General features: G+C 61.6%; 23 protein-coding genes. 17 read left to right on the top strand and 6 right to left on the bottom strand.

Annotated elements, in window-relative coordinates:
• Window positions 1–89: 89 nt before the first annotated feature.
• Complete coding sequence (locus ACW9I6_RS18410) at window positions 90–1,289, bottom strand: MFS transporter (protein WP_102370293.1); 1,200 nt, start codon at window positions 1,287–1,289, stop codon at window positions 90–92.
• 135 nt (window positions 1,290–1,424) lie between these two features.
• Between ACW9I6_RS18410 and ACW9I6_RS18405 the strand changes: the two genes are divergently transcribed.
• Complete coding sequence (locus tag ACW9I6_RS18405; protein ID WP_457339635.1) at window positions 1,425–2,321, top strand: LysR family transcriptional regulator; 897 nt, start codon at window positions 1,425–1,427, stop codon at window positions 2,319–2,321.
• A gap of 129 nt (window positions 2,322–2,450) precedes the next feature.
• Here the strand turns inward: ACW9I6_RS18405 and ACW9I6_RS18400 are convergent, their stop codons facing one another.
• Complete coding sequence (locus ACW9I6_RS18400) at window positions 2,451–2,873, bottom strand: NUDIX hydrolase (RefSeq protein ID WP_457339634.1); 423 nt, start codon at window positions 2,871–2,873, stop codon at window positions 2,451–2,453.
• A 495-nt stretch (window positions 2,874–3,368) separates the two neighbouring features.
• Between ACW9I6_RS18400 and phnC the strand changes: the two genes are divergently transcribed.
• The 15 genes from phnC (at window position 3,369) to ACW9I6_RS18325 (ending at window position 18,082) form a co-directional block, all read left to right on the top strand.
• Window positions 3,369–4,202 carry a phosphonate ABC transporter ATP-binding protein gene (gene phnC / locus ACW9I6_RS18395; protein WP_457339633.1) on the top strand — a complete coding sequence of 278 codons (834 nt, stop codon included), beginning with the start codon at window positions 3,369–3,371 and terminating at the stop codon, window positions 4,200–4,202.
• A 32-nt stretch (window positions 4,203–4,234) separates the two neighbouring features.
• Complete coding sequence (phnD, locus tag ACW9I6_RS18390; protein WP_003210622.1) at window positions 4,235–5,236, top strand: phosphonate ABC transporter substrate-binding protein; 1,002 nt, start codon at window positions 4,235–4,237, stop codon at window positions 5,234–5,236.
• A 148-nt stretch (window positions 5,237–5,384) separates the two neighbouring features.
• On the top strand, window positions 5,385–6,167 hold the full coding sequence (phnE, locus tag ACW9I6_RS18385) for a phosphonate ABC transporter, permease protein PhnE (RefSeq protein WP_003210621.1): 783 nt from the start codon (window positions 5,385–5,387) through the stop codon (window positions 6,165–6,167).
• Between the two features lie 35 nt (window positions 6,168–6,202).
• Entirely contained in the window at window positions 6,203–6,907 is a 705-nt protein-coding gene (gene phnF / locus ACW9I6_RS18380) for a phosphonate metabolism transcriptional regulator PhnF (protein ID WP_023659262.1), read from the top strand.
• Between the two features lie 11 nt (window positions 6,908–6,918).
• Entirely contained in the window at window positions 6,919–7,356 is a 438-nt protein-coding gene (gene phnG, locus ACW9I6_RS18375; protein WP_003210619.1) for a phosphonate C-P lyase system protein PhnG, read from the top strand.
• Window positions 7,356–7,946, top strand: a complete 591-nt coding sequence (gene phnH, locus ACW9I6_RS18370) for a phosphonate C-P lyase system protein PhnH (protein ID WP_177035119.1) — start codon at window positions 7,356–7,358, stop codon at window positions 7,944–7,946. Before phnG ends, phnH begins: the two co-directional genes overlap by 1 nt.
• A complete protein-coding gene (locus tag ACW9I6_RS18365) occupies window positions 7,946–9,022 on the top strand; it encodes a carbon-phosphorus lyase complex subunit PhnI (RefSeq protein ID WP_177041450.1) in 1,077 nt (358 codons plus the stop codon). The genes phnH and ACW9I6_RS18365 overlap by 1 nt, the downstream gene beginning before the upstream one ends.
• On the top strand, window positions 9,015–9,881 hold the full coding sequence (locus ACW9I6_RS18360) for an alpha-D-ribose 1-methylphosphonate 5-phosphate C-P-lyase PhnJ (protein ID WP_008434764.1): 867 nt from the start codon (window positions 9,015–9,017) through the stop codon (window positions 9,879–9,881). Before ACW9I6_RS18365 ends, ACW9I6_RS18360 begins: the two co-directional genes overlap by 8 nt.
• Window positions 9,842–10,651: a phosphonate C-P lyase system protein PhnK gene (gene phnK / locus ACW9I6_RS18355; RefSeq protein WP_085984643.1), complete on the top strand. Its 810-nt coding sequence runs from the start codon at window positions 9,842–9,844 to the stop codon at window positions 10,649–10,651. The genes ACW9I6_RS18360 and phnK overlap by 40 nt, the downstream gene beginning before the upstream one ends.
• Entirely contained in the window at window positions 10,651–11,370 is a 720-nt protein-coding gene (phnL, locus tag ACW9I6_RS18350) for a phosphonate C-P lyase system protein PhnL (protein ID WP_008434762.1), read from the top strand. Before phnK ends, phnL begins: the two co-directional genes overlap by 1 nt.
• Window positions 11,360–12,505 carry an alpha-D-ribose 1-methylphosphonate 5-triphosphate diphosphatase gene (locus tag ACW9I6_RS18345; RefSeq protein WP_457339632.1) on the top strand — a complete coding sequence of 382 codons (1,146 nt, stop codon included), beginning with the start codon at window positions 11,360–11,362 and terminating at the stop codon, window positions 12,503–12,505. The genes phnL and ACW9I6_RS18345 overlap by 11 nt, the downstream gene beginning before the upstream one ends.
• Window positions 12,505–13,068 (top strand): phosphonate metabolism protein/1,5-bisphosphokinase (PRPP-forming) PhnN, encoded by a 564-nt coding sequence (phnN, locus tag ACW9I6_RS18340; protein WP_087694466.1) that lies wholly within the window; start codon window positions 12,505–12,507, stop codon window positions 13,066–13,068. The genes ACW9I6_RS18345 and phnN overlap by 1 nt, the downstream gene beginning before the upstream one ends.
• On the top strand, window positions 13,059–13,808 hold the full coding sequence (gene phnP / locus ACW9I6_RS18335; protein ID WP_214499483.1) for a phosphonate metabolism protein PhnP: 750 nt from the start codon (window positions 13,059–13,061) through the stop codon (window positions 13,806–13,808). Before phnN ends, phnP begins: the two co-directional genes overlap by 10 nt.
• A 348-nt stretch (window positions 13,809–14,156) precedes the next feature.
• Window positions 14,157–15,653, top strand: a complete 1,497-nt coding sequence (locus ACW9I6_RS18330) for a M10 family metallopeptidase C-terminal domain-containing protein (RefSeq protein ID WP_134327100.1) — start codon at window positions 14,157–14,159, stop codon at window positions 15,651–15,653.
• A gap of 389 nt (window positions 15,654–16,042) precedes the next feature.
• On the top strand, window positions 16,043–18,082 hold the full coding sequence (locus ACW9I6_RS18325; RefSeq protein ID WP_457339631.1) for a M10 family metallopeptidase C-terminal domain-containing protein: 2,040 nt from the start codon (window positions 16,043–16,045) through the stop codon (window positions 18,080–18,082).
• 157 nt (window positions 18,083–18,239) lie between these two features.
• Here the strand turns inward: ACW9I6_RS18325 and ACW9I6_RS18320 are convergent, their stop codons facing one another.
• On the bottom strand, window positions 18,240–19,436 hold the full coding sequence (locus tag ACW9I6_RS18320) for an MFS transporter (RefSeq protein WP_032899318.1): 1,197 nt from the start codon (window positions 19,434–19,436) through the stop codon (window positions 18,240–18,242).
• Window positions 19,437–19,614: 178 nt separating this feature from the next.
• Here ACW9I6_RS18320 and ACW9I6_RS18315 point away from each other — a divergent pair, with 178 nt between their 5' ends.
• Window positions 19,615–20,229, top strand: a complete 615-nt coding sequence (locus tag ACW9I6_RS18315) for a DUF5666 domain-containing protein (protein WP_003210601.1) — start codon at window positions 19,615–19,617, stop codon at window positions 20,227–20,229.
• A 177-nt stretch (window positions 20,230–20,406) separates the two neighbouring features.
• Here the strand turns inward: ACW9I6_RS18315 and ACW9I6_RS18310 are convergent, their stop codons facing one another.
• From ACW9I6_RS18310 to ACW9I6_RS18300, 3 genes are all read right to left on the bottom strand, one after another.
• A complete protein-coding gene (locus ACW9I6_RS18310) occupies window positions 20,407–21,411 on the bottom strand; it encodes a sulfate ABC transporter substrate-binding protein (RefSeq protein ID WP_003210600.1) in 1,005 nt (334 codons plus the stop codon).
• Between the two features lie 107 nt (window positions 21,412–21,518).
• A complete protein-coding gene (locus ACW9I6_RS18305) occupies window positions 21,519–22,343 on the bottom strand; it encodes an ion transporter (RefSeq protein WP_008434745.1) in 825 nt (274 codons plus the stop codon).
• Between the two features lie 31 nt (window positions 22,344–22,374).
• The gene (locus tag ACW9I6_RS18300) at window positions 22,375–23,250 is read right to left on the bottom strand and encodes an urea transporter (protein ID WP_177116755.1); all 876 of its coding nucleotides are present in this window, start codon (window positions 23,248–23,250) and stop codon (window positions 22,375–22,377) included.
• Window positions 23,251–23,339: the final 89 nt, after the last annotated feature.

Raw genomic sequence — 23,339 nt, 5'->3', positions numbered from 1 at the left:
TACGGCGTGTCAGCCAACAAATCGGGCACTGATATACCGTATTCGCGAGCAAGCCCGCTCCCACATTTTGAATCTCGTTTGATTTGAAATTACGCCAGCTCCTCAGTCTGCCTGGGCGCGCTTGTCCAGTGGACCACCCCGGCAATCACCCCCAGCATCACCCCAAACTCCACAATCCCCATCCAGCCCAACCGCGACATCAACCAGCCGCTGACTGTCGCCCCCACCGCACCGCCAAAAAACGTCGCCGTCATGTACAAACTATTGATGCGGCCCTGGGCTTTCGGGTCCACCGCAAACGCCCGGGTCTGGTTGGAAACCAAGCCCGACTGCACGCCGATATCCAGCACGATCACCCCCAGCACCAGCAAGATAATCGAAGTCTCGGCACCCGCCAGCAGCAGGAACGCCAAGGTCACAATCCCGATACTCGCCCCAATCACCTTGCGCGAACCCAGCCTGTCGGAAGCCCGCCCACCGAGCGACGCCGCCAACGCACCCGCCGCACCGATAATCCCGAAGCCACCGGCCCAGGCACTGCCCAATTGCCATGGCCCATGAGCCAACAGTGCTGCCAGATTCACCCAAAACGCATTGAAGCAAGCCCACAACAACGCCTGCACCATCATTGATTGGCGAATCGGGCTGTTGTCGCGCATCAGCGGCCACAGCGAAGCCAGCAGGCGAGGGTAGGACAGGTTGGTGCTCGGCACGCCTTGTGGCAGCAGCCTGGCGGCACCGATCCACACCGGGATCATGAAGGCCGCCTCCATCGCGTACACCGCCCGCCAGCCATAAGCCTCACCGACCACGCCGGCGATCGTGCGCCCGAGCAGGATGCCGACCATGATCCCGCTGACCACCGTGCCCACATTGCGCCCGCGTTCGTGGGGCTGCGACATCACCGCCGCAAACGGCACCAGTTGCTGCGGCACACAGCTCACAATCCCCAAGCCGAAAGATGCCCCGATCAGCGCCCAGATGCCCGGTGAAAACGCCGCCGCCAGGGCGAAACAGAACGCCAGGGCGATCTGCCCCAGCACCAGCTTGCGGCGGTCAAAACGGTCGCCCATCGGCAGCAGCAACGCCAGCCCGGTAGCAAAACCCAGCAGGGCGGAGCCGGCCACCAGATCCACGGTGGTCACGTCCACGCCCATGTCCGAAGCGATCAGCGGCAGGATCGGCTGGGTGCAGTAAATATTGGTAATCACCGCGCCGGCGATCACCGCCATCATGATGATCTTGCCGCGCGGCGCGACCGCAGGCGCTGTGGAAGGTTGGGATGTCATCGGCAGGCCACTCACGGCGCTCTCCTTCAATGCAGATCTCCGGGAAGGAGATGAGTGGCCAACGTTACGCACTCGCGCTTGGCAGGATAATCCCCTAGGATTTGGAATCATCCTTCCAGAATTTGATAGGTTGCCATGAACCGTCTTGAATCCATGTCCATCTTCGTTGCCGTGGTTGATGCGGGCAGCCTGACCGCTGCCGCGCGGCGCCTCGACATGCCGCTGGCCAGCGTCAGCCGCAAGATGGCCGAGCTTGAGACGCACCTGAAAACCCGCCTGCTGCACCGCACCACGCGCCAGCTGTCGTTGACCGATGCCGGCGCCTCTTACCTCGACGCGTGCCGGCGCATTCTTGAAGACATCAGCGAGGCCGAGCGCGCGGCCACTGGCGAATATTCCCAGCCCCGGGGCGAACTGGTCGTTACCGCGCCAGTGGTCTTCGGGCGGCTGCACATCGTGCCGGTGGTGGCGGAATTCCTCGCGCAGTACCCGGAGATCGACATCAACCTGATCCTCACCGACCGCGTCGTGCACCTGATGGAAGAACACTGCGACGTCGCGGTGCGCATTGGCGAGTTGCCCGACAGCTCGCTGAAGGCCATGCAGGTGGGCACGGTGCGGCGGGTGGTGTGCGCCAGCCCGGCATACCTGGCCGCTCGCGGCATACCCGCTGAGCCCCAGGACTTGGCGGGGCATGACTGCATCACCTTCGAAGTGCTGGCGTCCCAAGGGGCGTGGGGATTTGGCGCGGGTAAAACCGGGCTCTCGGTACCGGTGCATTCGCGGTTGTCGGTGAACACCGCAGAAGCGGCGATTGCGGCGGCGACGTTGGGGGTTGGGGTGATTCGGGTACTCTCGTATCAAGTGGCGGATGCGGTGCGGGAGGAGGCGTTGGCGGTGATGCTTGAGGCGTTCGAGTCGGCGCCGCTGCCCATTAGCCTGGTGCACAAAGGGCAGTCGCCGTTGCCGCTGAAGCTGCGGGCGTTTCTGGATTTTGTGATGCCGCGATTGCGCGCCCGCATCGCTCAATAACACCGGGCAGTTTGAACCTGATGAAAATCAAAATGTGGGAGCGGGCTTGCTCGCGAAAGCGGTGGATCAGGTTTTGAAACTGTTGCTGATACACCGCTATCGCGGGCAAGCCCGGCTCCCACATTGGATTTACGTTGCCAGTTGGATCTCGGCAAGGCGCGGCTTTAGAAACTCCAGGGCATCTTTAAACACCTGATGCCACTCTTCTGACGGTTCGCTCGCCAGCGGGTGCCAGAAGAACTGGAACTCGTGGCCGCCATCATCCTCTGCAGAATGGGTCCAGGTATCTGGCAGGTCTTCAGGGATCAGGCATTGATGAAAGGCCCATGTATGCCCCGTGGACGCTGAGTGCCAAGTGCCCAGGTCACGTATCACCTTGCCGGTTATCCCGGCCTCTTCAAGCAACTCTCTAACTGCCGCAACCTCGGTACTTTCGCCAGGCTCCACGCTGCCCTTGACCAGTTGAAGACCTGCCAGTGGGTGTTTGAAGGCGAGGATTTCCAGGGATTGGCGGGTTCGCAGGATGACCGGACATGCCTTGTCTTTTCCCATCACGTTGTCCTTTTGCACATATTGGCGGCCAGCTATTGCACCACAGTCCGGCACATTTCCAATGCCGGGCGAAGACCTTGTGGCGAGGGAGCTTGCTCCCGCTGGACTGCGAAGCAGGCCCAAGTCAGCCACTTCAGTACATCTGACAGACCGTGTCACCCAGGCTTGGGGCCGCTGCGCAGCCCAGCGGGAGCAAGCTCCCTCGCCACAGGTTAGGTATGGATCGTTCCCACGCTCTGCGTGGGAATGCATCCCGTGACGCTCCGCGTCACCACTGCGCAAAACTTCAATGGACGCAGAGCGTCCGAGGCGGCATTCCCACGCAGAGCGTGGGAACGATCAACGTCCTACAGCTACTTCCAACCTTTCATCAAACCTTCATCAAACGGTTTTACCCCAGTCATGTGCAAGTCATAGGGCTGACACAGCCCGCGCCTACTGTCGTTTGAACTCAAACGCAGCCACGGATGGCTGTTCAACCAGACAGAGAAGCCCATGACTCCAGCTATCCATGTCGATCATCTGAACAAGACCTTTGCGAAGAAATCCGCGCTGGTCGACCTCGAACTCACCGTTGCCACCGGTGAGATGGTCGCGCTGATTGGCGCTTCCGGCTCCGGCAAGTCCACCTTGCTGCGCCACCTCGCGGGCCTGGCCTGTTGCGACAAGAGCAACGGCGGCAGCGTCAAGGTGCTGGGCCGGGAAGTGCAGGCCAGCGGGCGGTTGAATGGCAAGGTGCGGCGCCTGCGCGCCGACATCGGCTACATCTTCCAGCAGTTCAACCTGGTCAACCGCCTGAGCGTGCTCGACAACGTACTGCTCGGTTGCCTGGGCCGCATGCCGCGCTGGCGCGGCAACCTCGGTTTGTTCAACACCGAGGAAAAACAGTTCGCCATGGAATCCCTGGCCCGCGTCGGCCTGGCAGACCTGGCCAGCCAGCGCGCCTCCACCTTGTCCGGCGGCCAGCAGCAACGCGTGGCAATCGCCCGCGCTTTGACGCAACGCGCCGAAGTGATCCTGGCGGATGAACCCATCGCCTCCCTGGACCCGGAGTCGGCGCGCAAGGTCATGGAGATCCTCGCCGACATCAACGGCCGCGACGGCAAGACCGTGGTGGTCACCCTGCACCAGGTCGATTACGCCATGCGTTATTGCCGGCGAGCCGTGGCGCTCAAGGGCGGGCGGATTCACTTCGACGGCCAGGCCAGCGAGCTGAGCAGCCAGTTCCTCAACGATTTGTACGGTGCCGATGTCGACACCAGCCTGATGTTTTCCGACCAGACCCGCACACCCGTCGTCCCCGCACGGTTGGCCCTGGCCCGCGCTTGAAACCTTACTAACGACCCACAGGAATTCTCTCCATGTTGAACCGTATCGGTCATGTGTTTCTGTCTGCCGTGCTGCTTGCCAGCGTGGCCATGGGCACTGCCCAGGCCGCCGACAAGGCGATCAATTTCGGCATCATGTCCACCGAGTCTTCGCAGAACCTCAAGAGCATCTGGCAGCCCTTCCTGGATGACATGCACAAGAAGACCGGCCTCACCATCAACGCCACCTTCGCTTCCGACTACGCCGGCCTGATCCAGGGCATGCGCTTCAACAAAGTCGACGTGGCCTGGCTGGGCAACAAGGCCGCGATGGAAGCGGTGGACCGTTCCAACGGCGAAATCTTCGCCCAGACCGCCGCCGCCAACGGGGCTGCCGGTTACTGGAGCGTGCTGATCGTGCGCAAGGACAGCCCGATCAACAACGTCGATGACATGCTCAAGAACGCCAAGAACCTGACCTTCGGCAACGGTGACCCGAACTCCACTTCGGGCTACCTGGTACCCGGCTACTACGTGTTCGCCAAGAACCACGTCGACGCCGCCACCGCCTTCAAGCGCACCCTCAACTCCAGCCATGAAGTCAACGCATTGAGCGTGGCCAAGGGGCAGTTGGACGTCGCCACCTTCAACACCGAAAGCTGGGACCGCCTGGAAGTCACCCAGCCGGACAAGGCCGCCATGCTCAAGGTGATCTGGAAGTCGCCGCTGATCCCGGCCGACCCGATGGTGTGGAGCAAGGCCCTGAGCGACAGCGAGAAGACCAAGATCCGCGACTTCTTCGCCAACTACGGTGACACCGACGAAGAGAAGGCCGTGCTGAAGAACATGCAACTGGGCAAGTTCCTCAAGTCCAGCGACGACCAGCTGTTACCGATCCGCCAACTGGAACTGTTCAAGCAGCGCACCACCATCAGCGCCGACGACAAGCTGGAAGCGGCTGACAAGGCCAGGAAGCTCGCCGACATCGACGCCGACCTGGCCAAGCTGCAAGAGCGCATCACCGAACTGGACAAGAAGACCGCAGCCAACGGCTAACCCCCTGTAGGAATCGGGTTCATGTGGGAGCGGGCTTGCTCGCGAATACGGTGTGTCATTCAACGCATCCGGCGACTGAGTCACCGCATTCGCGAGCAAGCCCGCTCCCACATTAAGCCCAGTTCCAACCCTACACCGAGAGTGACCCATGACTACCTTGCATGCTGAAGCAGTGGGCAAAAGGACTTGGCCGCAATACCTGGGCTGGGGCCTGTTCCTGATCCTGCTGGCCTGGGCCTGGCACGGCGCCGAGATGAACCCGCTGGCGCTGTACCGCGATTCCGGAAACATGGCGACCTTCGCCGCCGACTTCTTCCCGCCGGACTTCCACGAATGGCGCTCCTACCTCAAGGAGATGATCGTCACCGTGCAAATCGCCCTCTGGGGCACGGTGCTGGCGATCGTCTGCTCGGTGCCCCTGGGCATCCTGTGCGCCGACAACATCACCCCATGGTGGATTCACCAGCCGCTGCGCCGGGTGATGGATGCCTTCCGTTCGATCAACGAAATGGTGTTCGCGATGTTGTTCGTGGTCGCCGTCGGCCTCGGTCCTTTTGCCGGTGTCCTGGCCTTGTGGATCAGCACCACCGGGGTCCTCGCCAAGCTGTTTGCCGAAGCCGTCGAAGCCATCGACCCGGGCCCCGTTGAAGGTGTGCGAGCCACCGGCGCCAGTGCCTTGCAGGAAGTGATCTACGGCGTGATCCCGCAAGTGATGCCGCTGTGGGTGTCCTACGCGCTCTACCGCTTCGAGGCCAACGTGCGTTCGGCGACAGTGGTGGGGATGGTCGGTGCCGGCGGGATCGGCGTGATCCTCTGGGAGAACATCCGCGCGTTCCAGTTCGTGCAGACCTGCGCGGTGCTGCTGGTGATCATCGTGGTGGTGAGCTGTATCGACGTGCTGTCCCAACGCCTGCGCAAGCAGTTCATCTGACGTCGGAGGGGTGCCCCAGGGCGCTTTTTTTAAGCATGCAGTTGTCTAGACAAGATGAGCCGGTGTACCGCGAACTCGCTGACATCCTGCGCCGCGAACTGAGCAGCTATCAGGCCGGTGAATTCCTGCCGGGCGAGGTGCAACTGGCTGAACGCTTCGGCGTCAACCGCCACACCCTGCGCCGCGCCATCGACGAGCTGGTGTTCGAAGGCAGCCTGTTGCGCCGCCAGGGCAAGGGCACCCAGGTGCTGGACCGCCCGCTGATTTACCCGATGGGCGCCGAGACCTCCTACAGCCAGTCCTTGTCGGCCCAAGGCGTGGGCGTGGAAGCGATGCTGCTCAAGCGCCGCTACTGCTTTGCCAGCCGCGAAGAGGCCCAGCAACTGGGCATCGCCGAGATGGCGCCGATGATCGAGTTGCAAACCCTGCGCAAGCTCGATCACCAGCCGGTCAGCCTGATCCGCCACCGTTACTGCGCCAGCCATGCGCCGCTGCTGGCGGACTACAACGGCGGCTCGCTGCGCCACTACCTGCGTGAGCGCGACATGCCGTTGACCCGTACCCAAAGCCTGATCGGCGCGCGTTTGCCCAACCGCGACGAAGCCGCACTGCTGATGATGCCCCGGCACTTGCCGGCGCTCACCGTATTCACCCTTTCCCGCGATCGCGACGGCCGCCCGGTGGAGCTGGCGCAGTCCACCAGCCGTTCGGATCGCTTCCAGTACCAAGTGGTGACCTGATGGAGACCCCGATGAACCTGTCCCCGCGTCAACACTGGATCGGCGTGCTCGCCCGCGCCTTTCGCAGTGAATTGCTGCCCCATGAAGACGCCCTGCGCGACGTGGATTACCAACTGATCCGCGCCCCGGAAATCGGCATGACCCTGGTGCGTGGCCGCATGGGCGGCAATGGCGCGCCGTTCAACCTCGGCGAAATGAGCGTGACCCGCTGCGTGGTGCGCCTGGCTGACGGGCGCACCGGCTACAGCTACCTGGCCGGGCGCGACAAGGTCCATGCCGAACTGGCGGCCCTGGCGGATGCGCATTTGCAGGGCGCACACCCGAGCCCCTGGCTCAGCGACCTGATCGGCGCACTGGCCAACGCCCAGGCCGAGCGCCGTGCGCAAAAAGAGGCCGACACCGCCGCCACCAAGGTCGAGTTCTTCACCCTGGTTCGAGGAGAAAACTGATGAATGCCCAACGCTTGCAACCGGCCTTTGTAGACCCGGTGCTGGACGCCCAGCGCGGTTTTCGCGGGGCCCTCAAGGCGCTCGCCGAGCCCGGCCTGATCCAGTCCTTGCCCGCGGCCCCCAGCCTTGAAGGCCTGGCGCCGGCTACCTATGCGCTGTGCCTGGCGCTGCTGGATATGGACACCCCGCTCTGGCTGGCGCCGTGCTTCGACACGCCGCTGATCCGCGCCAACCTGGCCTTCCACTGCGGCTGCCCGCTGACCGCCAACCGGAAAGAGGCCGCGTTCGCCTTGCTCGGTGAACAGGACTTGCTCGACCTCAGCGGCTTCGACCACGGCAATGACCGCTACCCGGATCAGTCCTGCACCTTGCTGGTCCAGTTGACCGACCTGGAAGCCGGTCGCGCCTTGAACTGGCGCGGTCCGGGGATCAAGACCCAGCGTCAGGTCAACCTGCCGGTGCCTCAAGCATTCTGGCTGGAACGTCAACGCCGCGAGACGTTTCCCCGTGGCCTGGACGTGTTGTTCGCCGCCGGCCATCACCTGATCGGCCTGCCACGCAGCACCCGAATTGCACAGGAGCATGCCTGATGTACGTAGCCGTCAAGGGTGGCGAACAGGCCATCGACAATGCCCACCGCCTGCTGGCGAAAAAACGCCGGGGCGATACTTCCATTGCGGAACTGAGCGTGGAGCAGATCCGCGAGCAACTGCCGCTGGCGGTCGCGCGAGTGATGAGCGAAGGCTCGCTGTACGACACGGAGCTGGCCGCACTGGCGGTCAAGCAAGCGGCGGGGGATCTGGTGGAAGCGATCTTCCTGCTGCGGGCCTACCGCACCACGTTGCCGCGCTTCAGCCCGAGCCTGCCGATCGATACCGTGCAGATGTCACTGAGCCGGCGTTTGTCGGCGACTTTCAAGGACGTGCCGGGCGGGCAACTGCTGGGCCCGACCTTCGATTACACCCACCGCCTGCTGGACTTTGCGCTGCTGGCCGAAGGTGAATACCCGGGCCCGCAAACCACGCCGGATGCCACTCTGGAAGCGTGCCCTCGGGTACTCGGCCTGCTGGCCAAGGAAGGGCTGATCAAGAACGAATCCGACGACACCGGCAGCGTCGCCGACATCACCCGCGACCCGCTGGAATACCCGGCCAACCGCGCCCAGCGCCTGCAAGCCCTGGCCCGTGGCGACGAAGGTTTCCTGCTGGCACTGGGTTACTCGACCCAACGTGGTTACGGCCGCAACCACCCGTTCGCCGGCGAGATTCGCATCGGCGATGTGGAGGTGTGGATCGACCCGGAAGAGCTGGGTTTCCCGATTTGCCTGGGCAGCATCGAAGTCACCGAGTGCGAGATGGTCAACCAGTTCGTCGGCTCGGCCACCGAGCTGGCGCAGTTCACCCGGGGCTACGGCCTGGCATTCGGGCATGCCGAACGCAAGGCGATGGGCATGGCCCTGGTGGACCGCTCGCTGCGGGCCAATGAGTTCAACGAAGAGATCGTCTCGCCGGCCCAGCAGGAAGAATTCGTGCTGTCCCACTGCGACAACGTCGAGGCGGCGGGCTTCGTTTCCCACCTCAAATTGCCTCACTACGTGGACTTCCAGTCCGAGCTGGAACTGATCCGCAAACTGCGCCAACCGGCCGAGGGCACCCGCCATGAATGACCTGACTCAAGCGCCTGCGCGTGACCCGGCGTACAACTTCGCCTACCTCGACGAGCAGACCAAACGCATGATCCGCCGCGCCTTGCTCAAGGCCGTGGCGATCCCCGGTTACCAGGTGCCGTTCGGTGGCCGCGAGATGCCGCTGCCTTACGGTTGGGGCACCGGCGGCATGCAACTGACCGCCGCGATCCTGGGGGCTGACGACGTGCTCAAGGTGATCGACCAGGGCGCCGACGACACCACCAACGCCGTGTCAATCCGGCGTTTTTTTGCGCGCACCGCGGGCGTCGCCACCACCGAAAGCACCCCGGACGCCACGGTGATCCAGACCCGCCACCGCATCCCGGAAACCCCGTTGCAGGCCGATCAGATCATGGTCTACCAGGTGCCGATCCCGGAGCCGCTGCGTTTTATCGAACCGTCGGAAACCGAGACCCGCACCATGCACGCCCTGAATGACTACGGGGTAATGCACGTAAAGCTCTACGAGGACATCGCCACCTTCGGCCATATCGCCACCAGCTACGCCTACCCGGTGATGGTGGATGAGCGCTACGTGATGGACCCCTCGCCAATCCCGAAATTCGACAACCCGAAACTCGACATGAGCCCGGCGCTGATGCTGTTCGGTGCCGGTCGCGAAAAGCGCCTGTACGCGGTGCCGCCGTACACCCAGGTCACCAGCCTCGACTTTGAAGACCATCCGTTCGAAGTGCAGAAGTGGGAACACACCTGCGCGATCTGCGGCAGCCATGAATCGTTCCTCGATGAGCTGATTCTCGACGACGCCGGTACCCAGAGTTTTGTGTGTTCCGACACCTGGTATTGCGCCCAACGGGTCAAGGAGAACAACCAGTGAGCCAGCCTCTTTTGCAAGTGCGTGACCTGTCGTTGTTGTACGGGGAAGAGAAGGGCTGCCAGGACGTCAGCTTCGATTTGTACCCCGGTGAAGTGTTGGGGATTGTTGGTGAGTCGGGCTCAGGCAAGTCCACCTTGCTCTCGCTGCTCAGCGGGCGTCTGCCACCGCAGGCCGGCCACATCGGCTATCGCGGCAAGGACGGTGAATGGCTGGATCTGTACAGCGCCAGCGAAGCCGAACGCCGCACCTTGCTGCGCACCGAATGGGGCTTTGTCGAGCAAAACCCACGGGACGGTTTGCGCATGGGGGTCTCTGCCGGCGCCAATATCGGCGAGCGCCTGATGGCCCAGGGCGTGCGCAACTATGAGCAACTGCGTGGCGCCGGCCTCGACTGGCTGGGCCAGGTAGAAATCGACCCGCAGCGCATCGACGACTTGCCCCGGACCTTTTCCGGCGGCATGCAGCAGCGCCTGCAAATCGCCCGCAACCTGGTCTCCAGCCCGCGTCTTGTGTTTATGGACGAGCCCACCGGCGGCCTGGACGTGTCGGTACAGGCGCGCTTGCTCGACCTGCTACGCGGCCTCGTTCGCGAGCTGGATCTGGCGGTGGTGATCGTCACCCACGACCTCGCCGTGGCGCGCCTGCTGGCCGACCGCCTGATGGTGATGCGCCGCTCGCGCGTGGTGGAAACCGGGCTGACGGACCAGATCCTCGACGATCCACAGCACCCTTACTCTCAACTGCTGGTGTCTTCGGTATTGCAGCCATGATGAATGCCTTGATCGAGGTCCGTGACCTCTCGAAAACCTTCACCTTGCACCAGCAGAACGGCGTGGTGCTGAACGTGCTGCGCGGGGTGGAGTTCAGTGTGAAAGGCGGTGAGTGCCTGGTGCTGCATGGCCAGTCCGGCGCCGGTAAAAGCACGTTGCTGCGCACCCTGTACGGTAACTATCTGCCGGCGGGCGGCAGCATCCGGGTACAGCACCTTGGCGAATGGCTGGAGCTGGTCGGTGCCGAACCGCGTGAGGTGTTGCAGGTGCGCCAGCAGACCCTGGGCTACGTCAGCCAGTTTCTGCGGGTGATCCCGCGGGTGGCCTGCCTGGATGTGGTGATGGAGCCCGCCCTGGCCCGTGGCTGGTCGAAGGCCAATGCACAGTCGCGCGCCGAGCATCTGCTGACCCGCCTGAATATCCCGCAACGCCTGTGGCAGCTGGCGCCCGGTACGTTCTCCGGCGGCGAGCAGCAGCGGGTCAACATCGCCCGCGGCTTCATGGTGGATTGGCCGGTGATGCTGCTGGACGAACCCACTGCGTCCCTCGACGACAGCAACCGCCAGGTGGTGCTGGAACTGATGAACGAAGCCAAGGCTGCTGGCGCGGCCTTGATCGGCATCTTCCACGACCGTGCCGCCCGTGAAGCGGTCGCCGACCGCCATTTCGACATGACCCCCGCGCCTGTTGCCCAAGAGGAATACGCCCATGCCCGCTGAACAGATCCTCAGTAATGCCCGGCTGGTGACGGCTGATCGCATGTTCCTTGGCAGCATCGTGCTGCGTGACGGGCTGATCGTCGACATCGCCGAAGGCCGCAGCCAACTGCCCCAGGCCCAGGACCTTGACGGGGATTTCCTGTTGCCGGGCCTGGTGGAACTGCACACCGACAACCTGGAAAAACACATGACCCCGCGCCCCGGCGTGGACTGGCCGTCGACCTCGGCGGTGCTCAGCCATGATGCGCAGATCATCGCGGCCGGCATCACCACGGTGTTCGACGCGGTGTCCATCGGCGACGTAAACCCCAAGGGCAACCGCATGCAGAAACTGCCGGCGATGCTCAATGCCATCGCGGCGGCAGAAAGCGCCGGCCTGACCCGCGCCGAACACCACCTGCACCTGCGGTGCGAGCTGTGCCACCCCGACACCCTGAGCGTGTTCCGCGACCTGGTGGAAAACCCGTTGGTGCAGTTGGTGTCAGTGATGGACCACTCGCCGGGCCAGCGCCAGTTCGTGCTTGAATCCAAGTACCGTGAGTACTACATGGGCAAGTACCACCTGAACGACGAGACCATGGACGCGTTCATCAAGCTGCAAATGGCCAACTCCAGGGAGTACAGCGACCGCTACCGCGCCGCGATCGTCGAGCATTGCCTGGAACGCGGCCTGTCGGTGGCCAGCCATGACGATGCGACCCTGGCTCACGTCGAGGAGTCGGCGCGCTACGGCATGACCATCGCCGAATTCCCCACCACCCTGGAAGCCGCCCGTGGCTGCCGGCAACTGAACATGAAAGTTCTGATGGGCGCGCCGAACGTGGTGCGTGGCGGGTCCCACTCGGGTAATGTGGCCGCCGCCGGCCTGGCCGCCGAAGGATTGCTGGATATACTTTCCAGTGACTACTACCCGGCCAGCCTGTTGCAGGCGGCGTTCGTGCTGGCCGATCAACAGGATGGCGGCGATCTGTCGCGGGCGGTCAGGATGATCAGCCTGGCGCCCGCACACGCGGCGGGCCTGAGTGATCGCGGCGAAATCGCCACGGGTCTGCGGGCCGACCTGGTGCAAGCCAGGAGCCGCGACGGACTGCCCGTGGTCCAACAAGTGTGGCGACAAGCGAAGAGGGTGTTTTGATGGCAGGCAGGTTGATCTATCTCATCGGACCATCGGGTTCGGGCAAGGACAGCCTGCTGGATGCCGCACGACCGCGTCTGGCCGAGCGTGGCTGCCGCATTGTGCGGCGGGTCATCACCCGCTCGGCGGAAGCGGTGGGCGAAGCGGCGCAGGGTGTGAGCCCGGCGCAGTTTGCCGCAATGGAGGCCGAGGGCGCATTTGCCCTCAGCTGGCACGCCAACGGGTTGTCCTATGGCATCCCACGGGAAATCGATGAGTGGCTGGCGGCGGGGCACGATGTGCTGGTCAACGGCTCCCGCGGCCACCTGGCGCAAACCCGGCTGCGTTACCCGAACCTGCTGGTGGTGCTGCTGACGGTAGACCAAGGGGTGTTGCGCCAGCGCTTGCTGGCGCGGGGTCGCGAATCCCTGGCGGATATTGATCTGCGCCTGGCGCGCAATGCGCGATTCGCCGAGGGATTGAGCGCTGCTGCAGACGTGTTCCTGCTCGACAATTCCGGCCAACTGGAACACACGGTTGAGCGCTTGCTGGGCTGCCTCGACGGGCAACCTGCATGCGCCTGACACTGCTGGGCACCGGCGATGCGCGGCAAGTGCCGGTGTATGGCTGTGAGTGCGCCGCCTGTGGCCTGGCCCGCCATGACCAGAGCCTGCGCCGCCGCCCATGCAGCGCATTGATCGAGTGTGGCGACCAGCGCTGGTTGATCGACAGCGGGTTGCCCGACCTCACCGAGCGCTTCCCGCCGCGCAGCTTCAACGGGATTCTCCAGACCCATTACCATGCCGATCATGCCCAGGGTCTGCTGCATCTGCGCTGGGGCCAGGGGCTGGTGATTCCGGTGCATGGGCCGGTGGATCCGGAAGGGTTGTCCGACCTGTACAAGCACCCCGGCATCCTCGATTTCAGCCAGCCGTTTGCCGAGTTTGAAACCCGCCGGTTGGGTGAACTGAGCGTCACCGCGTTACCGCTGCTGCATTCCAAGCCCACCCTGGGGTATCTGCTGGAAGGTGAAGGGCGGCGCATTGCCTACCTTACCGACACCGTCGGCCTGCCACCCGCCACCCGCGATTGGCTGCAACTCGAGCCGCTGGATGTGCTGGTACTCGATTGCTCCATGCCGCCGCAACCGCAGGCACCGCGCAATCACAATGACCTGACGCTGGCGTTGCAATGTATTGAAGAGGTGGGTGCGCAGTTGGGGGTGCTGACCCATGTGGGGCATACGCTGGATGCGTGGTTGTTGCAGCATCGGCGGGAGCTGCCGCGGCATGTGACGGTGGGCTGGGATGGGCGGGTGATTTAACGTGGGAAGTTATGTCAAGCGGTGAAGTCCTGATCGCCGGTGGATTTGGATGAAAAGTTTGAGTGGATGTATCTTTGTTGATGCCGGTTTGGAGTATTCATATTGGCGGCATTGTGTAGATTTTTGTTTTTTTTCTGATAAACCAAGGCGCTGCCGCAACGGCTGGTGTGTGTTCAGTTGTTTAAATTGCAAGTAATTTATTGAGTTTCTTAGCGGGTGTTTCATCGCTTTTAAGTGTTTCGGTGAGAACTAAATAAGCGCTGTCCCGTGCTTTCCATGCATGGGAGCTTAATGGCTGATGCCGATTGTTCCGGCTCGTCTATTAATTAAAAGAGAGTGCTCTTTCTCATGAACGTTTTTGACGCGATCTCCATCAGGCCCATGCTTCAAAACTTGCCGGAGTCTGACCCCGGTCCGACTGGCTTCGGCGCGAAAGCCAAGCCGACCTACACCACGGATCAGGCCGGCAAGCAGATCTCGCGGGACAACCTGCGGTTTCACGATCGTAACGGCGACATGAAAGTTGATCTGTCCTACACCGTCGACCCCAGTTTCACCGCGCAGCAGCAACAACGCGTTCGTCAAGCGGTGCAGTCCTGGCAGGATGTTGCCAACATTAACCTCAAGGAGCAGGCAGATGGGGCAGACGGCACGGTAAACATTAAAAACAACCCTCGCGGTGACCGTGGTGTTGCCACATCACCTACACGCTCCAACACCAGCACGACCGCGACGATAGGCACGCTGAAAGCAGGGAGCAGACCTGGCCTGGGCAGCCACTTTTCGGTGACCGCGGTACATGAAATCGGGCACGCCATCGGCCTGCAGCATCCAGGCAACTACAATGGTGGCGGCTCTGCCTACAACAGTGGCGCGGTCTATGCCGGGGATACCAAGGCGCGCAGCGTCATGAGCTACTGGTCGGAGAAAAACCAGGCCGGCCACGACTTTCAGTCTTCGAATCCATCCGCGCCAATGATGGACGACATCGCGGCAGCGCAGCGGTTGTATGGGGCCAATCACCAAACCCGCAATACCGACACCACGTATGGTTTCAACTCCAACACCGAGCGGGAGGCGATGACGCTCAAGAGCGCCACGGACAAACCCGTTTTTTGCGTATGGGACGGCGGCGGTGACGATACGTTGGACTTTTCAGGGTTCTCACAGAACCAGAAGATCAACCTCAATGCCGAGTCGTTCTCTGACGTGGGCGGCTTGAAGGGCAATGTCTCGATTGCCAAGGGGTGCACAATTGAAAACGCAACAGGTGGGGCCGGTCGCGATACCCTGATCGGTAACGAGGCGGGCAATCGACTCAAAGGTGGAGCAGGGGCTGATACGTTGCGCGGTGGCGGCGGAGCGGACATGTTTATCTACGACAAGGCCAGTGATTCCACGCCCCAGGATCCTGACTTGATCGAGGACTTTACCAGCGGTACCGACAAGATCGACCTGTCGGGCGCATTGAAAGAAGCCGGGGTGGGCACCCTGGTGTTCACGGACCGATTCACGGGGCGCGCTGGCGAGGCCTTGCTCAAGTACGACGCCGCCACGGGCCGGTCAAGCCTTGAAGTTGACCTGAACGGCAGTGGCAAAGCCGAGTTGTTGATCAACAGTGTTGGCCAGATCAAGTCGACGGATGTGCAGTGGGCGGGGGCGACGCCTGGGTTCAAGCCGGTGCCATTACCCATGCCAAATGTAGTGCCGTCCCCGGCGCCGCCCCCTGCGCCTGATTCGAAAACGACCACGCTTGCAGTGTTGAACGAGATGATCGCCAAGACATTGTCGACGTTGCTGCAGCTATTGAAAGGTCTGCTTCAACAGCCGGGCGCCCCAGGGTAACCGCCAGAGTAAAGGCAGAGTCTGGCCCTGTTTCCAGTGCCTGGCTCTCAGCCATCAGCACCACGTGGTGCAGCAGCCGGATGTGTAGCAGATTGTTTTCATGCCCTGGTTAGGGCGATGGGTAATTGTAGGTTTATATGTCTCCGGTTTTCTTCGTATCGCATATTGAATGCAGAGCTGGCCTGATCTGAAACTTCTGAATATAAATATAGTGCGCTTGAAAAATTGGCGATGTGTTTCTGGCTGTTTGGATATTTAAATTGAAACGTTCATAGGGGTGACATTCGGTTTTTTCATGTGAGATTTTAAGGCGGCTGTTAAGTGAAACAGTCGCGTTGAAAGTCTGTTTCCTGATGAATGAAAGTCTCAACTAAAAGGATGTTGTTTTTATGAGAGTCACTGCTTCTTTTGTTAATCCGCCTGTATCAAGTCATGAGCTATCTACGTTGAATGCGGCCACTACCAGTGATGGCGCAACCTCAAAAAAAACCTTCACCACGGATGATGCTGCAAAGCAGATCCTGCGAGAGGGTTCGAGGCATTACGATCGTAATGGCGATAACAAAATCGAGCTTTCCTTCACCCTTGATGATCAATTCTCTGTGCAACAGAAAGCGTCCTTGCGCAAAGCCCTGACGTCTTGGCAGGACGTGACAAATATTGTCTTCAAGGAGGGGGCGCCAGGTCCGGATGGTTCAATAACCATCAAGGCCAATCCCGATGACAATGGCGGGGTGTCGGGGCTGCCTAATCGCTGGTACGGTGATATGAGCACTACGGTTGGAACGAAAGGCGCTTCTGATGCCCCACGGCATGGCGATGTTTTTTTATCAACGGCCATACATGAGTTGGGACATGCCCTGGGGCTTGGCCACCCTGGGGACTATGGTGAAAGTGTGCACTCTTATGCAGATGCCCTATACACGCAGGACACCAGAGCCCACAGCGTGATGAGTTACTGGCGAGAAACCAATCATACGGGCCATGACTTCAAATCGCGCGAACCTTCAACGCCAATGAAAGATGATATTGCTGCCGTACAGAAACTCTACGGGGCCAATCTCAATATTCGGAATACCGATACTACTTATGGCTTTGAATCCAATACTGACCGTGACCACTTCAGCCTTGAGTCCTCGAAGGACGCCCCGATATTTTCGGTATGGGACGGGGGCGGGAATGACACGCTGAACTTTTCGCTATTTTCCCAGAACCAGAAGATCAACCTGAATGCGGAGTCGTTTTCCAATGTGGGTGGCTTGAAGGGTAATGTGTCTATCGCCAAGGGCGTTGTCATTGAAAATGCCACAGGTGGCTCAGGTGACGATGAGCTCATAGGGAATGAGTCCGGCAACCGGCTCAAGGGTGGAGCGGGTTCAGACAGGTTGACAGGCGGCGCAGGCGCGGACGTGTTTGCTTACGATAGAGCGAGTGACTCGACACTCACCAGGCCTGACGAAATCCTGGATTTCACCAGCGGCACAGACAAGATCGACCTTTCGGGCTTATTGAAAAATACCTCAATCAAGCATTTCAACATTGTTGAGCGGTTTACGGGGCGTGCTGGCGAGATTGTCCTGAGCCATGACCCGCGCAGCGGAAACGGTAGTCTGGGTCTCGACACCACTGGCAGGGGCAAAGCGGATTTTCTGATTAAGAGCGTGGGTGGCATTCAGGCAAGTGACATAGTCACTGGCGGGGCATACGAACCTGGAGTTTCCAAGCCGGAGCCCCAACCAGAGCCCAAGCCAGAACCTCAACCGGACCCGAATCCGGACCCTTTTCCTGCTCCGCACGATACTGTCTATGGCTTCAACTCCAACACCGGTGATCCCTTCCTTAGCCTGCATTCCCAGAGTGGCGCTCCCAGGTTCCTGGTGAGGGACAAAGGTGGCGATGACACCCTGGACTTTTCGGGCTTCCGGCAGAACCAGACCATCGACTTGCGCGAGGGCGCAGCCTCCAGCGTAGGCGGCTTGCGCAATAACGTTGGTATAGCCAAAGGTGTCACCGTGGAGAATGCGATTGGCGGCTCAGGCCGTGACACGCTCATAGGCAATACGGTGGATAACGTTCTCACCGGCGGGGCAGGTGGAGATACGCTCTGGGGTGTGGGCGGTAGAAACACGTTCAGGTATGAGCAGGCCAGCGACTCGGTCTATGACGACGCTGACCTGATCATGGATTTCACCAGTGGCCAAGACACAATTGATCTGACGGGTTTAATGACAGAAGTCGGAACGCCCTTGCGGCTGGTGGATAGCTACACGGGCCGTATTGGAGATACCGTCGTCAAATACAACCAGCAGAGCGGGCGTTACTTTGTGGGCATCGACTTACTGGGACGGCGTCAGACAAACTTCCTGCTTAAAAGCACACGCTTGATCCGGCCAGAGGACGTGATCGGTCTGTCTACTCACCTGCGCTGAAAAGCAACGCGCCAGGGCGCTCGCCATCCTCCTGGAGGGGATACCGCCCATAAATCCCTGGGCGGTAATTCCCAATCAGTCAGCAAGCCCTTGACCTCGTCACTCGTCATTTCTGGCGGATGCGGCGTTGGAGCCGTTGATGCGGTTGTAAGGTGGGTCAGGCAGTCGCCACCGCCCCTTGCCGCGAGGCGCTCAAGAAGCGCAGCAACGCCACCAGCGGGAATGCGCTGCCCACCAGCATCACCCCCAGCCAGCCGCCGTGTTCGTACACGCTGCTGGCAATCGCCGAGCCGAAGGCGCCGCCGATGAAGATGCTGGTCATGTACAGCGCGTTCAGTCGGCTACGGCTGTTGGCGTCGAGGGCGTAGATGGCGCGCTGGCCAAGGACCATGTTCATCTGCACGCAGAAGTCCAGGACCACGCCGGTCACCGCCAGGCCGATCACGCTGTACAGCGGGTGCACGAAGGCCGGCAGGAAGCTCAGTGCGGCAAACAGCATCGCCAGCAGCGAAGCGCGGTGGGTGTGGCCGGCGTCCGCCAGGCGCCCGGCGATGGGTGCGGCGATGGCGCCCAGGGCACCGACCAGGGCAAACAGGGCGATCTGGCTTTGGCTCAGGCCGTGGTTGCGGGACAGTTCCAGCGGGGCGGCGGTCCAGAACAGACTGAAGGTGGCGAACATGCAGCCCTGGTAAAACGCGCGCTGGCGCAGCACCGGCTGGCGGCGCAGCAAGGTGCCCAGCGAGGCGAGCAACTGGCCATAGCTGGCCGCGTGATCCGGTTGGCGCTTGGGGATGGTCAGCATCAGCACCACGCTGATAAACGCCATCAGTGCCGCAGCGGCCATGAACATGGCGCGCCAGCCGAAATGGTCAGCCACCACGCTGGACACTGGCCGCGCCAGCAGGATACCCAGCAGCAAGCCGCCCATGATGCTGCCGACCACCCGGCCACGGGATTCAGCCGGCGCCAGGTGCGCCGCCAGCGGAATCAGGATCTGTACCGACACCGAGCTGAAGCCGATCAGCAGCGACACCAGCAGGAACAGGTTCGGCTGTTCGGTGAACGCCGCACCCAGCAGGCTGGCGATGGCCACCACGGTGGTGATGATCATCAGCCGGCGGTTTTCCAGCAGGTCGCCCAACGGCACCAGGAAGAACAGGCCCAGGGCATAGCCGATCTGGGTCAGGGACACGATCAGGCTGGCCATGGCCGGCGTGAGGCCGATGTCCGGGGCGATCAGCTCGATGATCGGTTGCGCGTAGTAGATGTTGGCGACGATGGCGCCGCAACAGAACGCAAACAGCATCACCATGCCTCGGGTCATCGTGCTTGTAGCGGGGGGCGTGGCGTTCATGGCGTTCTCATAAAAGCGAAGGATTGTGGCGAGCGAGGATAAAGACTGGCCCCGGGCGGGAGTAGCCTGTCTGTGGTGATAACACTCATGCCGGGAATTAATGACTGAAACGTTAACTTTCGCGCTGAAGGTCGATGATACATTCAGTCACAACTGCATAAACAGGAAATCGACTGCCATGAAGACGACATTCAACAAGATGCTCCTGGCCTCCAGCCTGGCCGCGCTGATGACCGTGGGCGTTGCCCAGGCCGCAGATGCCCCGCGTGTCGGCGTGCGGGGTGCGATTACCGCGATGGACGGCGACGCGATGCACGTCAAGGTCAACAGCGGTGAAGACGTCACCGTGCACCTGACCAAGGACACGCAGGTGCGTGCGGTCACCCTGGCAAAAATCGAAGACATCAAGCCCGGCAGTTACATCGGTTCGGCGGCCATGCCCAACGCGGATGGCACCCTGACGGCGCTGGAAGTGCATGTATTCCCACCGGCGATGGCCGGTACAGGCGATGGGCACCGTGCGTTCGACCTGAAGGAAGGCAGCAGCATGACCAACGGCACCGTGGGTGACCTGGTGGTGAGCGATGGCCGCACGTTGACCGTCAAGTACAAGGGCGGCGAGCAGAAGATCGTGGTGCCGGATGATGTGCCGATCGTCAACCTGGAGCCGGGTGATCGCAGCTTGCTGAAGCCTGGGGTGAAGGTGGTGATGTTTGCGGCGAAGGGCGCGGACGGGAGCGTAACGGCCCAGGCGATTTCTGCGGGTAAGGATGGCGTGACACCGCCGATGTAACGGCTGTAGATAGATCGTTCCCACGCTCCGCGTGGGAATACATCCAGTGACGCTCTGCGTCCTCAGCACGGTCCAGGTCTTGCGGCGCGACCTGGACGCGGAGCGTCCTATGATGCATTCCCACGCGGAGCGTGGGAACGATCAGCGCGTGGGAACGATCAGCGATCAGGGTGCGGATTACTGCCCGGAGTAGATCTGGTCAAAAACCCCGCCATCATTGAAGTGGGTCTTCTGCACGGTGCGCCAGTCGCCAAAGGTCTTCTCTACCGACAGGAAGTCGACTTTCGGGAAACGGTCGGTGTACTTGGCCAGCACTTTCGGGTCACGTGGACGCAGGTAGTTGTTGGCGGCAATTTCCTGGCCTTCCGGCGACCACAGGTACTTCAGGTATTCTTCGGCAGCCACTTTGGTGCCTTTCTTCTCGACCACTTTGTCGACGATCGAAACCGGCGGCTCAGCTTCTGCGGAAACGCTCGGGTAGATCACTTCGAACTGATCACGGCCGAATTCACGGGCGATCATTTCTGCTTCGTTCTCAAAGGTCACCAGCACGTCGCCGATCTGGTTGGTCATGAACGTGGTGGTAGCGGCACGGCCACCGGTGTCCAGCACGGGTGCGTGCTTGAACAGGTCACCCACGAACTTCTTGGCCTTCTCTTCGTCGCCACCGTTTTTCAGCACATAACCCCAGGCCGAGAGGTAGGTGTAGCGGCCGTTACCGGAGGTCTTCGGGTTCGGCACGATGACTTGCACGCCATCCTTGAGCAGGTCCGGCCAGTCTTTCAGGGCTTTCGGGTTGCCTTTGCGCACGATGAACACCGTGGCCGAAGTGAACGGCGCACTGTTGTTCGGCAGGCGGGTAACCCAGTTGTCCGGCACCAGTTTGCCGTTGTCCGCCAGGGCGTTGATGTCGGTGGCCATGTTCATGGTGATCACGTCAGCCGGCAGGCCGTCGATCACCGAGCGCGCTTGTTTGCTCGAACCACCGAAGGACATCTGCAGGGTCAGCTTGTCGTTTGGATGCTCGGCGGCCCAGTGCTTCTGGAAAGCGGCGTTGTAGTCCTTGTAGAAGTCACGCATCACGTCATAGGAGACGTTGAGCAGGGTGACCGGGGCGGCCTGGACGACGCCAGCCAGTGCGAGGCCGGCGGCCAGGAGAGAGGCACTAACGAGTTTTTTCACTGCTCATTCCTTGTTGTTCGAGAAGGTTTTTGAAACGCATGGGGGCAATATGCCAGCGACTATAACGGGGGGGCGCATAGTCGCTTAAAGATTAAAAAGAACTTTGCTTATTCCAGTTTCTTGAAAAGCGCGCTGCCACACCGTGAGCAAAACGCTGCATTGGGCTCATGGCTGTTTTTCTTGCACACCGGGCAATCCGTTTGCAATTGCTCACCGCGCATGGCGTTGGCCAGTTCGGCGGTGAAGATCCCGGTGGGCACCGCGATGATCGAATAACCGGTGATCATCACCAGCGACGAAATCACCTGGCCCAGCGGGGTCTTCGGCACGATATCGCCAAAGCCCACGGTGGTCAGGGTGACGATCGCCCAATAGATGCCCTTGGGAATGCTGGTAAACCCGTGCTCCGGGCCTTCGATCACGTACATCAAGGTGCCGAACACCGTGACCAGGGTGCAGACGCTGACCAGGAACACCACGATCTTCTGCTTGCTGCCCCGCAGCGCCGACATCAGGTAGTTGGCCTGCTTGAGGTACGGGCCGAGCTTGAGCACGCGGAAAATCCGCAGCATCCGGATGATTCGGATAATCAGCAGGTACTGCGCGTCGCTGTAGTACAGCGCGAGGATCCCGGGCACGATCGCCAGCAAATCCACCAGCCCATAAAAGCTGAAGGCATAGCGCAACGGCTTGGGCGAGCAATACAGCCGCAGGCCGTACTCGATGGCGAAGATGATGGTGAAGCCCCACTCGATATAGGCCAGCACGTTGGCGTAGTTGTCGTGGACTGCCTGGATGCTGTCGAGGATCACGATCACCAGGCTGGCCAGGATGATCAGCAACAGGGTGCTGTCGAAGCGTCGGCCGGCCGGGGTGTCACTTTGGAAAACCATGACGTAGAGACGCTCACGCCAGTGCTTGTTGCTGTCCATGGAAGTCGCCTGAATCGAAGATCAGCGAAGCCTAGGGGGATTCGAAGGGGCTGTCCATGCGGGTTTTCTGCATCACCCGCTGACTGGCGCGCACCAGCCAGGTGGCGAGGATAAACGGCGCGGTCAGCGCGGGCAGGTTCAGGCCGGTGAAGCCGGGCGTGAGGATGATCGCCAGCAGGATGCCGATCAGCGGCAGCCAGGGTTGGCGACGATGCTGGCTGAGGGCCAGGGCGGCCAATGCCGGGTTATAGCTGTGCAGGCCGAGCAGGGCGCTGGCGGGCTCGTCCATCAACAGGGCGATCAACACGCCGAGGCTCGCGCCGGTCAGCGCCCACAAGGCCGCGCGGCGGCTGGCTATTACAAGACCGAGGGCGATCAGCAGGCCGGCGAGGGGTTGGTCCATCAGGATGACTTGGGCCAGACCTGTGAACGGCGCGCAGAGTAGCGCCCAGGTGCGGGGTTCGCTGGCGGCAAATGCGGCGGGCGCGGTGGTGCCCAGCAGCAGCCAGCCGAGTACCACAAACGGTGCGGTGTAGGCGGGCAGGTCATCGGGGTTGGCGGCGCGTTTGAGCCACTGGCGAGTGAGGATTGCGCTGAGGCCACCGCAGGCGAGAATCAACGGCGGCAGCAGTGCCGACCAGCTGAAGTGCTGGCTGATCAGCAAGCCGAGCAGCACGCCGTTGTAGCTATAGAGACCGGCCTGGCGTTCGGCCTTGGGATAGCCGCGGCGTTGGGCGGTCAGCAAGCCGGCGACACCGCCCAGCAGCGCGCCGCCGAGCAGGGCCGGGGCGCCGACCAGGATCGCCAGCAGGCAGAGCAGGCCACACAGCGGGTGGCGCTGCAGGAATATCTGGCTGAAGCCGTTGAGCAGGGCTTCGGCCCAGTCGGGGCAGGGTTGGTTGGGCATGATCAATAATCTGCAGGAAAGCGCCGAATCTTGTGGCGAGGGAGCTTGCTCCCGCTGGGGCGCGCAGCGGCCCCAAAAGATGGGCCTGC

It is taken from the genome of Pseudomonas sp. SDO5522_S412 (assembly GCF_054071215.1).
Note: the sequence above shows the minus strand (reverse complement) of the source record. Positions and strands in the feature narration are given on the sequence as shown.